The sequence below is a fragment of the Acinetobacter sp. ANC 3903 genome (assembly GCF_002135315.1).
Lineage (GTDB): Bacteria > Pseudomonadota > Gammaproteobacteria > Pseudomonadales > Moraxellaceae > Acinetobacter.
This window is the reverse complement of record NZ_NEGA01000025.1, coordinates 24,769-37,187: the sequence shown is the minus strand read 5'-3', so window position 1 is coordinate 37,187 and position 12,419 is coordinate 24,769. Positions and strand designations below refer to the sequence as shown.

At 48.0% G+C, this 12,419-nt stretch carries 12 protein-coding genes and 1 riboswitch; of the genes, 10 read left to right on the top strand and 2 right to left on the bottom strand.

Going from position 1 to position 12,419, the window contains the following annotated elements:
- Nucleotides 1-384: 384 nt before the first annotated feature.
- Together B9T29_RS15730 and B9T29_RS15725 are read right to left on the bottom strand one after the other, a co-directional pair.
- A complete protein-coding gene (locus tag B9T29_RS15730) occupies nt 385-1,062 on the bottom strand; it encodes a type 1 glutamine amidotransferase domain-containing protein (protein ID WP_086176825.1) in 678 nt (225 codons plus the stop codon).
- A gap of 139 nt (nt 1,063-1,201) precedes the next feature.
- Nucleotides 1,202-2,083: a LysR family transcriptional regulator gene (locus B9T29_RS15725; protein ID WP_086176824.1), complete on the bottom strand. Its 882-nt coding sequence runs from the start codon at nt 2,081-2,083 to the stop codon at nt 1,202-1,204.
- A 49-nt stretch (nt 2,084-2,132) separates the two neighbouring features.
- Here B9T29_RS15725 and B9T29_RS16360 point away from each other — a divergent pair, with 49 nt between their 5' ends.
- The 10 genes from B9T29_RS16360 to B9T29_RS15680 all read left to right on the top strand — a co-directional run bounded on the left by B9T29_RS16360 (nt 2,133) and on the right by B9T29_RS15680 (nt 12,416).
- A complete protein-coding gene (locus B9T29_RS16360) occupies nt 2,133-2,318 on the top strand; it encodes a hypothetical protein (RefSeq protein ID WP_166171712.1) in 186 nt (61 codons plus the stop codon).
- The gene (locus B9T29_RS15720) at nt 2,257-3,786 is read left to right on the top strand and encodes a CoA-acylating methylmalonate-semialdehyde dehydrogenase (protein ID WP_086176823.1); all 1,530 of its coding nucleotides are present in this window, start codon (nt 2,257-2,259) and stop codon (nt 3,784-3,786) included. The genes B9T29_RS16360 and B9T29_RS15720 overlap by 62 nt, the downstream gene beginning before the upstream one ends.
- A gap of 11 nt (nt 3,787-3,797) precedes the next feature.
- Nucleotides 3,798-4,688, top strand: a complete 891-nt coding sequence (mmsB, locus tag B9T29_RS15715; RefSeq protein ID WP_086176822.1) for a 3-hydroxyisobutyrate dehydrogenase — start codon at nt 3,798-3,800, stop codon at nt 4,686-4,688.
- 87 nt (nt 4,689-4,775) lie between these two features.
- Nucleotides 4,776-6,425, top strand: a complete 1,650-nt coding sequence (locus tag B9T29_RS15710) for an AMP-binding protein (protein ID WP_086176821.1) — start codon at nt 4,776-4,778, stop codon at nt 6,423-6,425.
- Between the two features lie 59 nt (nt 6,426-6,484).
- On the top strand, nt 6,485-7,612 hold the full coding sequence (locus tag B9T29_RS15705) for an acyl-CoA dehydrogenase family protein (protein ID WP_086176820.1): 1,128 nt from the start codon (nt 6,485-6,487) through the stop codon (nt 7,610-7,612).
- A 22-nt stretch (nt 7,613-7,634) separates the two neighbouring features.
- On the top strand, nt 7,635-8,408 hold the full coding sequence (locus B9T29_RS15700; protein ID WP_086176819.1) for an enoyl-CoA hydratase: 774 nt from the start codon (nt 7,635-7,637) through the stop codon (nt 8,406-8,408).
- A gap of 23 nt (nt 8,409-8,431) precedes the next feature.
- Nucleotides 8,432-9,457 carry an enoyl-CoA hydratase/isomerase family protein gene (locus tag B9T29_RS15695; RefSeq protein ID WP_086176818.1) on the top strand — a complete coding sequence of 342 codons (1,026 nt, stop codon included), beginning with the start codon at nt 8,432-8,434 and terminating at the stop codon, nt 9,455-9,457.
- 343 nt (nt 9,458-9,800) lie between these two features.
- A complete protein-coding gene (locus B9T29_RS15690; RefSeq protein WP_086176817.1) occupies nt 9,801-10,397 on the top strand; it encodes a GNAT family N-acetyltransferase in 597 nt (198 codons plus the stop codon).
- A gap of 449 nt (nt 10,398-10,846) precedes the next feature.
- Nucleotides 10,847-10,977, top strand: a riboswitch (guanidine-I (ykkC/yxkD leader).
- Between the two features lie 24 nt (nt 10,978-11,001).
- Nucleotides 11,002-11,739 carry an urea amidolyase associated protein UAAP1 gene (locus B9T29_RS15685; protein WP_086176816.1) on the top strand — a complete coding sequence of 246 codons (738 nt, stop codon included), beginning with the start codon at nt 11,002-11,004 and terminating at the stop codon, nt 11,737-11,739.
- 14 nt (nt 11,740-11,753) lie between these two features.
- On the top strand, nt 11,754-12,416 hold the full coding sequence (locus B9T29_RS15680; RefSeq protein WP_086176815.1) for an urea amidolyase associated protein UAAP2: 663 nt from the start codon (nt 11,754-11,756) through the stop codon (nt 12,414-12,416).
- Nucleotides 12,417-12,419 lie beyond the last annotated feature (3 nt).

Here is a 12,419-nt window from a genome sequence, read left to right as displayed (position 1 = left end):
CATCGATCATGCAGAAGAAATATGTAAAATCGAACATGGTGGCTGAAGGCGTAGGAGGTGTGGTAACTCCCTAATGGTTTTCAGCCACCTTTTTTTCAAGTTAATTTCTTATCCGCGATTCAGGTTATCTATATATCATTAAATTAAAGCAATAGAACAACGCTAATGAACGCTGATAAATATATTGAAGCAAGAACTCATAATTCTATGCCTTCGACCACATAGCATCGATTAATCTTTTATGGCGAGAGATATTCAGTCTTTTGAATACATTAAACAAACCAGTTCAATAACGAATGCGTATTCTGATGAATCTGAATAGATCGTCTGTATGTCCATAAAACGATATTCTGATTAGAGCTTTTTTCTAACCTGTACTGCCCCCTATGGGAGTAATTTTAACAGTGCTTCTGCTGTCGCAGCAGAAGAAGCCGGGTTTTGTCCGGTAATCAGTAAGCCGTCTTGCTGTACATGCACCTGCCAGTCTTCAGCTTTAGAATACTGTCCTCCATTTTCCCGGAGCATGTCTTCGACCAGAAAGGGAACAATTTCGGTCAGACCAACCGCCGCTTCTTCAGTATTGCTAAAGCCTGTGACTGATTTGCCTTTTACAATAGGCTGCTCATCAATGCTGTTTACATGACGGAGTACGCCGGGTGCATGACACACCAAGGCCAGCGGTTTATTGGCTTGCAGGGTTTGCTCAATCAGGGAGATCGAGGTCTGATCTTCGGCCAGATCCCACAATGGACCATGACCACCCGGATAAAATACCGCATCAAAATCGGCAATAGAAATTTCACTTAGTTTCCGGGTATTCGCCAAGGCTTGCATGGCCGATGTATCCGCTTCAAAACGCCGGGTGGTTTCAGTTTGTGCATCCGCTTCGCTGCTTTTCGGGTCTAGCGGTGGCTGCCCGCCTTTTGGAGAGGCCAAGGTGACTTCTGCACCGGCATCCACAAAGGTATAGTAAGGCGCAGCGAGTTCTTCCAGCCAGAAACCGGTTTTCTTAGCGGTCTTACCAAGCGTGTCATGTGAAGTCAAAACCATCAGAATGTTCATATTATTTTCCTGTCTTTCTTTAACGTTTATACGCATCATCGCAAGTTAATTTAGCAATTCGCAGGCATGCAGATTGTTGTGATCCGTTCATTTGCTGTATCGAGATGTTGTTATTGAAATTGATTCAAGCTGTGATTTATCAGCCCATTAATAGTCCTTGCTGAACATCGGCCTGTTTACGCAAAAAATCCCACACTAACTTAATTCTGGGCTCATGTTGTAAATCGACCAGCGTCAGCATCCAGAAAGTATGGGTAAAACTCAGCTGATCACCCAGAACTTCTTCCAGTTCGCTTTTATCATGCACCAGAAATCTCGGCAAAATCGCCAGTCCGGCACCGGCCCGGACTGCAATCTCCTGCGCCAGAATACTGTTACTGCGAAAACAGGCGCTGACCTGCAAGGGTAAACGTTCCAGCGAATACAGTGCAGCGCTATAAACCAGATCATCAATATAATCGACAAAGCGGTGCTGCTTGAGGTCTTCCAGTTTTTTAATTTTCGGATTTTTCTGTAAATAATGCTGACTGCCATACAGCTTTAGACAGTAATTCGACAGCCGGGTAATGATATACGGCCCGGATTTGGGCCGGTCGATGGAAATGACGATATCCGCTTCACGATGCGAGAGTTTAATGGTTTTCGGCACCGGAATCAGGTCAATGGTCAGCAACGGATAATGTTGGGAAAACTCTGCCAACAGACCGGCCAGAAATGCCGTGCCGAATCCTTCCGGCGCCCCGATACGGACCCGGCCTTGCAAGGGGTCATGCCGTTTATCAATCTGGATAAAGGACTGTTCCATCTGTTCTACACGCGGTACCAGCGCCAAACCTTCCGAGGTCAGCTCATAACCGCTGGCTTCGCGTTTAAACAGTTGCGTACCCAAGGTACTTTCCAGCGCTTGAATGCGCCGTGCCACGGTACTGTGTTCGACCCCAATCAAGCGGGCTGCATTGGTGAGCGTTTTAGCACGTGCCAAAACCAAAAAAAAGCGTAAATGATCCCAATCTACTTTCATCTTCTATTTAACATCCTGTTAAATGCCTGTGCATATTTGCACAACCATCGTGCATCAATTTCTATTGGTGGTCAAAGTGTTCTTTGTTAGTCTGCTGAAACAGCGTAAAAAATACGTTAAAAAAGCCAGTAAAGGCAGAGACAACGACAATAACAAACCAGCACGGAGCGACCATGAACGCTATTCATCATCCACAGCAAAGTACCGGATTCACCACGGCCAAATTATTGATTAATAGTGAATTTGTCGAGTCACAAAGCAGCCATTGGCAAGATATTGTCAATCCTGCGACTCAGGAAGTCTTGGGTCAGGTGCCTTTTGCCACGACTGAAGAAGTCAATGCTGCGATTGCAGCTGCACAAAATGCCTTGGCCAGCTGGCGCCAGACTCCAATTCAGGCCCGTATGCGCATTATGCTGAAACTACAGGACCTGATCCGTAATAATTTAAAAAGCATTGCCCAGGTCTTGACTGCTGAACAGGGCAAAACCCTGGCCGATGCCGAGGGTGATATCCAGCGCGGTCTGGAAGTGGTCGAGCATGCCTGTTCTATCGGTACTCTGCAAATGGGGGAGTATGTGGAAGGCGTGGCACGTGGAGTCGATACCTATACCTTGCAGCAACCACTGGGTGTCTGTGCCGGAATTACCCCGTTTAACTTCCCGGCGATGATTCCACTGTGGATGTTCCCGATGGCCATTGTTTGCGGTAATACTTTTGTCTTGAAACCTTCGGAACAGGATCCGTTGTCGACCATGATGCTGGTTGAACTGGCGATTCAGGCCGGTGTCCCGGCAGGTGTACTGAATGTAGTGCATGGCGGTAAGGAAGTGGTCGATCTGCTGTGTACTCATCGTGACATCAAAGCCATTTCCTTTGTCGGTTCAACCGCAGTCGGTACGCATGTGTATAACCTAGCGGGACAACATGGCAAACGTGTGCAATCGATGATGGGCGCTAAGAACCATGTCGTGGTCATGCCGGATGCCAATAAGGAACAGACCCTGAATGCCTTGGTTGGTGCAGCTTTTGGCGCGGCGGGTCAGCGTTGTATGGCACTTTCAGTGGCAGTGATGGTCGGTGAAACCAAACACTGGGTCGATGAACTGGTGAATAAAACCAAAACCTTAAAGGTCAATGCCGGACATGAACCCAATACCGATGTTGGACCGGTGATTTCGACCCGTGCCAAAGCGCGTGTCATAGACTTAATTAACAGTGGCATTGAACAAGGCGCTGAACTGCTGCTTGATGGCCGTGATGTACAAGTTCCGGGCTATGAAAAAGGCAATTTTGTCGGACCAACGATTTTTAATCAGATCACGACCGATATGCGCATTTATCAAGAAGAAGTATTTGGTCCAGTATTGGCGATCATACATGTTGATACTTTAGAACAAGCCATTGCACTGATTAATGCCAATCCATTTGGTAACGGCGTTGGACTCTTTACCCAAAATGGCAATACGGCACGCACATTCCAGCACCAGATTGATATCGGTCAGGTTGGCATTAACATTCCAATTCCTGTACCTGTGCCTTTCTTCAGTTTTACCGGTTCACGCGGTTCAAAACTGGGTGATCTAGGTCCTTATGGCAAACAGGCAGTGCAGTTCTATACCCAGACCAAAACCATTACCAGCCGCTGGTTTGAAGATGATCAGGAAACTACTGGTGTGAATACCACCATCAGTCTGCGTTAAGGAGTATCAGCATGAAGATTGCATTTATTGGTCTAGGCAATATGGGCGGCTCGATGGCGCAGAATCTGCTCAAGTCAGGACACCAAGTGTTTGGTTACGACCTCAGTGAAACAGCACTACAGCATTTTGCAGCAGCCGGTGGCATCGTCTGTGACAGTCCACAAGCCGCTGCCAAGCAGGCAGAGGTTGTGGTCAGTATGTTGCCCGCAGCCAAGCATGTTCGTGACGTCTATCTCGGTGAACACGGTATTTTGAACGTACTTCAAGCGGGTAGTTTGTGTATCGATAGCAGCACCATTGACCCGCAAACCATTCAGGAGATTGCCGCAGCAGCGCAGGCCAAACAGGTTCGCGTCTGTGATGCACCGGTATCCGGCGGAACTTTAGGGGCCAAAGACGGCACTTTAACCTTTATGGTTGGTGCCGATGATGCCACCTTTGAAGCGGTTAAACCGGTTCTCAGCTGCATGGGTAAAAATCTGGTGCATTGTGGCGCTGTGGGAACAGGACAGGTGGCCAAAATCTGTAATAACCTGATTCTGGGTATTTCCATGACTGCCGTGGCAGAAGGAATGGCGCTCGGGGCCAAACTGGGGATTGATCCACAGGCCCTGGCTGGGGTAATCAACAGCTCTACCGGACGTTGCTGGAGTTCTGAAATCTATAATCCCTGGCCGGATATCTGTGCCAATGCACCATCATCACGGGGGTATACCGACGGTTTTGCCGCACAACTGATGCTGAAAGATCTGGGTCTGGCGGTCGATGCCGCGCAACAGGCCGAGCAGCCGGTGGTTCTGGGCAGCATGGTACAAAAACTCTATCAACAGCTGTGTCAGGACGGTCATGCCCATCTGGATTTTTCCAGCATCATGCATCAATACACCACAACACCTGCTTAAAAACTTAATGATTCAATGGAGCAAGGACTCGCTTCATCAACAATACCTTGTCAGTAATAACGATAAATTCAGGCTGAGGTTTTTAAAATGTTAAATTATCAAAAAACGGTTGAAAACTTTGATTTAGATGCGGTGGCAAAGCAGTATTTGTCCGGTTCGATGCAGGCAGTGAATGCCTGTTATGAATGTTGTGACCGGCATGCCGATTCCGATGCGATTGCCTTGTACTGGTATGGCAAAGATGGCCGCAAAGAACAATACAGCTTTCGCGAGCTGAAGAAATATTCCAGTCAGTTTGCCAACTTTTTAAAGTCACAGGGCATTGGTAAAGGCGACCGCGTTTCCGGCTTATTGCCGCGCACCCCAGAGCTGATCATTACCATTTTAGCAACCTGGCGCATTGGTGCAGTGTATCAGCCTTTATTTACCGCCTTTGGCCCTAAAGCTATTGAGCATCGTATTCAGCTGGCGCAAAGCAAGCTGGTGGTGACTGATCTGGCCAATCGGGAAAAATTATCCGAGATCAGCAACTGTCCCCCGATTGTGACGGTACAGGCTGAACTGCAGGCCGAAGTCTATCCGCAGGATCTCAGCTTCTGGAGGGTGCTGAACCGGCAAGCGGAAAACTGTGAACTGGAAATGCTCGGTATAGATGAGCCATTTTTACTGATGTTTACCTCGGGCACCACCGGGCCAGCCAAACCGTTAAAAGTTCCGCTGAAAGCGCTGATTGCTTTTGCCGGCTATATGCACAATGCCATCGGTCTCACCGAGGACGACGCCTTCTGGAATATTGCCGATCCGGGCTGGGCTTATGGTTTGTACTATGCGATTACCGGACCCTTACTGCTCGGACACGCGACCCTGTTTTATGAAGGCGGTTTTAATGCCGAAAGTGTCTGCGAAATCGTCAAGGAATATGGCATCACCAATCTGGCTGGTGCACCGACCGCTTACCGTATGATGATGGCAGCTGATCCTGCCCAGATGGCCCAGCTGCGCGGCAAGTTGCGCGTGGTCAGTAGTGCCGGAGAACCGTTAAATCCGGAAGTGATCCGCTGGTTTAAAGAGGTGCTGGATGTGCCGATTTATGACCATTATGGCCAGACTGAAGTCGGTATGGTGGTGTGTAACCATCATGCACTGGAACATCCGGTGCATTCAGGTTCGGCAGGCTTTGCCAGCCCGGGTTACCGGATTGCAGTTGTCGATGAACAGGGCCATGAATTAGCGGCTGACGTTCCGGGTATTCTGGCGGTGGATATCAGCCAGTCGCCGATGATGTGGTTTTCGGGCTATGAAGAAAGCCGCAAGTCACCTTTTGTCGGCCATTACTATTTAACCGGAGATACCGCCGAAATTCATGCTGATGGCAGTATGAGTTTTGTCGGACGCAGTGATGATGTCATTACCACCTCAGGTTATCGGGTCGGTCCGTTTGATGTCGAGAGTGCCTTGCTGGAGCATGACGCGGTGATCGAAGCGGCGGTGATAGGTGTACCCGATCCAGAGCGGACCGAAATCATTAAAGCCTTTGTGATTCTGGCCAGCCATTCTCCTGCAACTGCCGAGCTGCAACAGGAACTGGGACAGTTTGTGAAAAAGCGTCTGTCTGCACATGCCTATCCGCGCCTGATTGAATTTGTGACTGAACTTCCGAAAACCCCGAGTGGCAAGATTCAGCGCTTTTTACTGCGCAATCAGGAAATCAACAAGCAGCAGGCCAAGACAGCATAAGCAGCCAAAGCCAGCAGATTGAATAAAAGATCAAATTAAAGAGATTGAAGGAAGAATCGATGCAATTTACAGAAGAACAACACCTGATTCAGGATATGGCCAAGAGCTTTGCCCAGGAACAGATTAAACCACATGCCGGCGAGTGGGATCAAAAAGGCATCTTTCCCAAAGATGCGTTGGCTCAAATGGGCGAGTTAGGTTTTCTGGGCATGCTGATTCCCGAGGAATGGGGTGGCTCTGGTACAGGCACATTGGCCTATGTGCTGGCGCTGGAAGAAATCGCCGCAGCCGATGGTGCAACTTCTGCGATTATGAGCGTGCACAACTCGGTCGGTTGTGTACCGATTCTCAAGTTCGGAACCGAACAGCAAAAGCAGCAATTTTTAAAGCCGTTGGCCCAAGGTGAAATGATTGGTGCTTTTGCCCTGACCGAACCGCATACTGGCTCGGATGCTGCTGCAATTAAAACCCGTGCGGTCAAAGATGGCGATCACTACATCATCAATGGTGCCAAACAGTTTATTACTTCTGGAAATAATGCCGGAATGATTATTGTCTTTGCCGTCACCGATCCGACTGCGGGTAAAAAAGGCATGAGTGCTTTTCTGGTTCCGCGCGATACTCCCGGCTATGAAGTGATCCGGGTGGAAGAAAAACTGGGCCTGCATGCTTCGGATACCTGTCAGATTGCCTTAACCGATATGCGCATTCATGAAAGTTTAAGACTCGGTGCAGAAGGTGAAGGCCTGAAAATCGCCCTGGCCAATCTGGAAGGTGGACGGATTGGTATTGCCGCACAAGCGGTCGGTCTGGCGCGTGCCGCTTTAGAAGAAGCCAGTAAATATGCGCATGACCGCGTGGCCTTTGGCAAACCGATTTTTGAGCAGCAGGCGATTGCATTCAGGCTGGCCAGCATGGCCACCGAAATTGAAGCGGCACGTCAACTGGTCCATTTTGCCGCACGTAAAAAGGAAGCTGGTGAAAGCTGTTTGACTGAAGCCTCCATGGCCAAACTATTTGCTTCGGAAATGGCCGAACGTGTCTGTTCCAAAGCCTTACAGATTTTTGGTGGCTATGGTTATCTGAAAGATTTTCCGATTGAACGTATTTATCGCGATGCGCGGATTTGTCAGATCTATGAAGGCACCAGCGATATTCAGCGCTTGGTGATTGCACGCAGTTTATAACCAATTAAAAAGGATTTTTATCATGCAATGGCAAACCATTTTACTCGAACAGCGTAACGGTGTCGGATTGATTACCTTAAACCGTCCTCAGGCGTTAAATGCATTGAATAACCAGCTGATTGTCGAAGTCAATCAAGCCCTGGATCAGCTGGAAAAAGACCCGACCATCGGCTGTATCGTGATTACCGGTTCGGAAAAAGCCTTTGCTGCCGGTGCCGATATTAAGGAAATGGCCGATTTAACTTTTCCGCAAATTTATCTGGATGATTTTTTCAGTCTGGCCGACCGGATTGCCCAGCGCCGTAAGCCTTTGATTGCCGCGGTCAGTGGCTATGCCTTGGGCGGCGGTTGCGAATTGGCGCTGATGTGCGACTTTATTTACTGTGCCGACAATGCAAAATTTGGTCTGCCTGAAGTCACCTTAGGTGTGTTGCCCGGCATTGGCGGCACCCAGCGTTTAACCCTGGCCATCGGCAAGGCCAAAGCCATGGAAATGTGCCTGACTGCACGACACATGGGAGCACAGGAAGCCGAGCAAAGTGGGCTGGTGGCACGGGTCTTTGCCAAGGAAGAACTGCTGCAACACACCCTGCAAGCGGCGGAAAAAATTGCCGAGAAATCCTTGCCGGCAGTGATGATGATTAAAGAGTCGATTAACCGGGCTTTTGAAGTGAGTCTGGCTGAAGGTCTGCGTTTTGAACGCCGGGTTTTCCATTCCATTTTTGCCGGTGCTGACCAGAAAGAAGGCATGCAGGCCTTTGTGGAAAAACGTCCAGCCCAATTTACCCATCAATAAAAATCATAATAGGAACAAAAAGAATGAGTGATGATAATAATTTAGCGATTCGGGTCGCAGGAGGTCTGGGCATCATCAGCCTGGACCGCACCAGCCATTTAAATGCCTTAACCCTGCCAATGATTCAGGGTATTCAGGCACAACTCGACCAGTGGCGTCATGACCCGCAGGTGCAAGCTATCCTGATCAATTCCAACAGTCCGAAAGCGTTCTGTGCTGGAGGCGATATCCGTTATCTGTATGACAGCTATCAGGCCGGAAATACCCGATATCAGGATTTTTTCGCTACTGAATATAGCATGCTAAGCACATTGCGCAATTTCCCTAAACCTGTGATCGCGATGATGGATGGCTATGTACTGGGCGGAGGATTTGGATTGGCTCAGGCCTGTCATATCAAGGTCACCAGTGAAAAATCACGTTTTGCCATGCCAGAAACCGCGATTGGCTTTTTCCCTGATGTCGGTGCAACCCATTTCCTGTCTCGACTGGATGAAGTCGGCGTTTATATGGCACTGACCGGTGAGCAGATCAGCAGCAGTGATGCGCTGTATCTGGATCTGGTCGATTATCATGTGCCGAGTGAACATTTTGCTGATTTAGAAGCGGCATTGAGCGCGGCAGCTGTTTTGAACCCAGTGGAAATCCGAAAAATCATCAGTACATTTATCACCCATCCGCTAGAAAGCGAATTACAAAAACGCATCGACCCGATTAACCAGCATTTTTCCTATCCTCATCTGGACGAAATTGAACACAGTCTGGCCCATGCCAGCGATGCCCTCAATCAGGACTGGGCCAAGAAAATGCTGGCTCTCTTGCAGCAACGCCCGCTGATGGCAAAACAAGCCAGTCTGAAATTGCAGCAGACCGGTCAGAACCTGTCACTGGAAAAATGTATGCAACTGGAACGGGATTTGCAGGATATCTGGTTAGAGCAGGGCGATTTTATTGAGGGTGTACGGGCACTGATCATTGATAAAGACAAAAATCCGCAGTGGCAAACAGATGCTGCAAAATTCAAGCAAATTATGGACAGGCTATCCTAGTGCCAAACAGGACACTCAGCTTCACCGGCAAAGTGCTGCTTTTCAGCAGGTGGTTTGGCTCTTGGATGGGTGGTACGGCTTTTAATAGGTGCATGAATTTGGAGAGATTGACTATATGCTGAAAAATATTTCCCCTTACACTGCTTGATCGAAAGAGCAATGCGACGACTTGAAGAACAATTAAAACCCGGGAAAAACCAACAGTATTGCGCTATTCTGGATGAGGCACATGCCTGGGCAGGTGCATGCCGGCATGTGATGCAAAAATGAAGCATGCATTGCCGAATCCAGTACATCAAGCACAAAGTATAGGCAGCATTTCGGTCTAATGGGGGAGAGCAACATGCCGTGGATTAAACCGGTTGAATTGGTGGGTGAACAGGTCATTTTAAGACCGCTTGATTTAACCCAGGTCGAAGCACTTGTGGATGCGGTTCGCGATGGCGAACTCTGGAAGCTGTGGTATACGCGTATTCCTGCACCAGAGCAAATGAGTGCTGAAATTCAACGACGGCTGGCATTACAACAGTCGGGAAGTATGCTGCCTTTTTATATAGAAGATCGCAGCACAGGGCAGGCATTAGGCATGACCAGTTTTATGAATATTGAGCCGCTGCATCGACGTGTGGAAATTGGTTCTACCTGGTATCGGCAGTCCGTACAGCGCACACTGGTGAATACAGAGTCTAAGCAATTACTGCTTGCGCATGCCTTTGAACAATTGAATTGTATTGCGGTGGAATTCAGAACATCTTCTTTTAATGTTCGCAGTCAGGCCGCAATTTTACGCCTGGGGGCAAAGCTGGATGGTATCTTAAGAAGTCATCAGGTGGTGGCTGGCGATATTTTAAGAGACACCTATGTGTACAGTATTGTAAAACATGAGTGGCCTGCCGTTCGCCAAAACTTAAACTGGCTGATCAGTAAACCCCGCGGGTAACAACTTCTCAAGTCCGCCATTTTTTAGCCAGCTGCCGCAACAGCAGCTGTCTGTTTAGCGTCGGGTTAAGCGCCTGTGTATGATACATCCCTGCAGGAAACTGGTGTAATACAGCGTTTAACCGGTTCTTATCACAAGCCAACCTCCATCGACTGGGTCTAGAAGCAATGACATGGTCTAAGCCTACTTCGGTATTCATCCGCCCTATTTCCACCTCAAGGGCGTTTAAAAATTCCAGCCAATAGCGTGAGACAACAGGATCCAGTAGCGGAATTTTGATGGACAAAAGCTAAAAACCCAAGCTTTCAGCACTTCAAGCCAATTTGATTCATCATGGTGCAGGGCAGCGAAGATTACGTTGCAATGCATGGTTTTATGCCCAATACAGTGTGATAAAAACAAAAAATCGTAATACTAAACTGGCACATCATTTGCATTTACCTCTCTAGCATAAAGTGATCTAGGGTTCCGGCAGTTATTTGGGCAGTTATTTGCAAAAATACTGTGCCTGAGACCGAGAGTTCACGGCTTAGTTTTGATAAAAAACAGAGCTACACGGAGGGATAAAAGCCCGGGAGGTTGGAACAAAAACCTTAGAGAGGTCATGCACATGGGCGACTATCATAACAATCACACTTTATGGACTGAAATCCTGCCAGGCGGGCATCACTGGTCCGGCCGCATTCAAAAAGGCGCAATTCTGCAATTCAAGGCACTGGGTGCCAATGCCAACGTTGCCCTGTTCTGTGTCAATGCTGAAGATAAGCTGGAACGCTACAACATGCCCGACAGCCTAAAAGGGCAGCATACCGCATTTTTAAGCACCGGCCATGTGTTGTATTCAGATCTCGGCCGGGTCATGGCATCGATTGTCAAAGATGAGCATGGCTGGAATGATGCTTTATGCGCTCCAAGCACCAAAGTACAAATTGAAAAACAGTTTGGAACCAAAACCTTTCAAGATGCACGCAATGACATGTACCGCAATGGCCGTGACAGCTTGCTGTTAGAGATGACCAAATTTGGCTTATCGACTCAAGATTTAAGCGCTACGGTGAATCTGTTTTCTAAAGTTGTGCCAAATGATGCCGGTGAGCTGTCTTATGTGGCATCGGACCATACCGATCAGATCATTGAACTGCGTTTTGAAATGGACTGTCTGCTATTCCTGTCCGCAGCACCCCATGCCTTAGATGACAGCGCTGAGTATCAACCTGCCGATATTCAATTGTCATTGTTCAAAGCCAATACTTTAGCCGAGACCGATATTTGCCGTGATTCATGCCCGCAAAATCAGCGTGCTTTCCAAAATAATAATCGTTACTACGCACTCAGCGCTTAATTGGGGGAATCATCATGACTGCATTAGCTAATTTAGAAAATGGTTTAGAAAAATCAGTATTAAGTGAAGTCTGTCCTGCCGGTGAAGCGTGGATGGGTGAAGTCAAGAAAGGACAGTATTTTCGTATTGTTGACCTGGAGGGCAACCAGGCGGTGGATACCTTATTTATTTCAGCAAGAGATCCTGAAGAGCGTTATAGCACAAGCGATACGCTTTCGATCAATAAACAGATTTATTTAGAAAAAGGCACCACGCTTTATAGCAATTTTGGCAATGCGATTGCAAAAATCCAGGATGACAACTGCGGCCGTCACGACACTTTAGGCGGTGCATGTTCATGTGAAAGTAACAGCGTGCGTTATGCGCATGATAAATACCCAATGCACAGCTGCCGTAATAATTTCATGATGGCGTTGTCTCAGCATCCGATTGCCAAAAAGTATGAGCTGAATGTGCGTCATATTGGTCCAAACATTAATTTCTTTATGAATGTGCCGGTGACAGCAGACGGTCATTTGAAATTTGATGATGGCATTTCAGCACCCGGTAAATTTGTCGAGATTCAAGCAGAAATGGATCTGATCGTACTGATCTCAAATTGCCCGCAACTGAATAACCCGTGTAATGCCTATAACCCAACCAAAATTCAACTGATCATCCGTGAAGGTGAGGAGTAAGTC

Coding starts and splice junctions, on each gene's coding strand:
- B9T29_RS15690 (WP_086176817.1), top strand. CDS start 9,801: ATGCCGTGGATTAAACCGGTTGAATTGGTGGGTGAACAGGTCATTTTA.
- B9T29_RS15700 (WP_086176819.1), top strand. CDS start 7,635: ATGCAATGGCAAACCATTTTACTCGAACAGCGTAACGGTGTCGGATTG.
- B9T29_RS15720 (WP_086176823.1), top strand. CDS start 2,257: ATGAACGCTATTCATCATCCACAGCAAAGTACCGGATTCACCACGGCC.
- B9T29_RS15705 (WP_086176820.1), top strand. CDS start 6,485: ATGCAATTTACAGAAGAACAACACCTGATTCAGGATATGGCCAAGAGC.
- B9T29_RS15695 (WP_086176818.1), top strand. CDS start 8,432: ATGAGTGATGATAATAATTTAGCGATTCGGGTCGCAGGAGGTCTGGGC.
- B9T29_RS15680 (WP_086176815.1), top strand. CDS start 11,754: ATGACTGCATTAGCTAATTTAGAAAATGGTTTAGAAAAATCAGTATTA.
- B9T29_RS15725 (WP_086176824.1), bottom strand. CDS start 2,083: ATGAAAGTAGATTGGGATCATTTACGCTTTTTTTTGGTTTTGGCACGT.
- B9T29_RS15730 (WP_086176825.1), bottom strand. CDS start 1,062: ATGAACATTCTGATGGTTTTGACTTCACATGACACGCTTGGTAAGACC.
- B9T29_RS15710 (WP_086176821.1), top strand. CDS start 4,776: ATGTTAAATTATCAAAAAACGGTTGAAAACTTTGATTTAGATGCGGTG.
- B9T29_RS15685 (WP_086176816.1), top strand. CDS start 11,002: ATGCACATGGGCGACTATCATAACAATCACACTTTATGGACTGAAATC.
- mmsB (WP_086176822.1), top strand. CDS start 3,798: ATGAAGATTGCATTTATTGGTCTAGGCAATATGGGCGGCTCGATGGCG.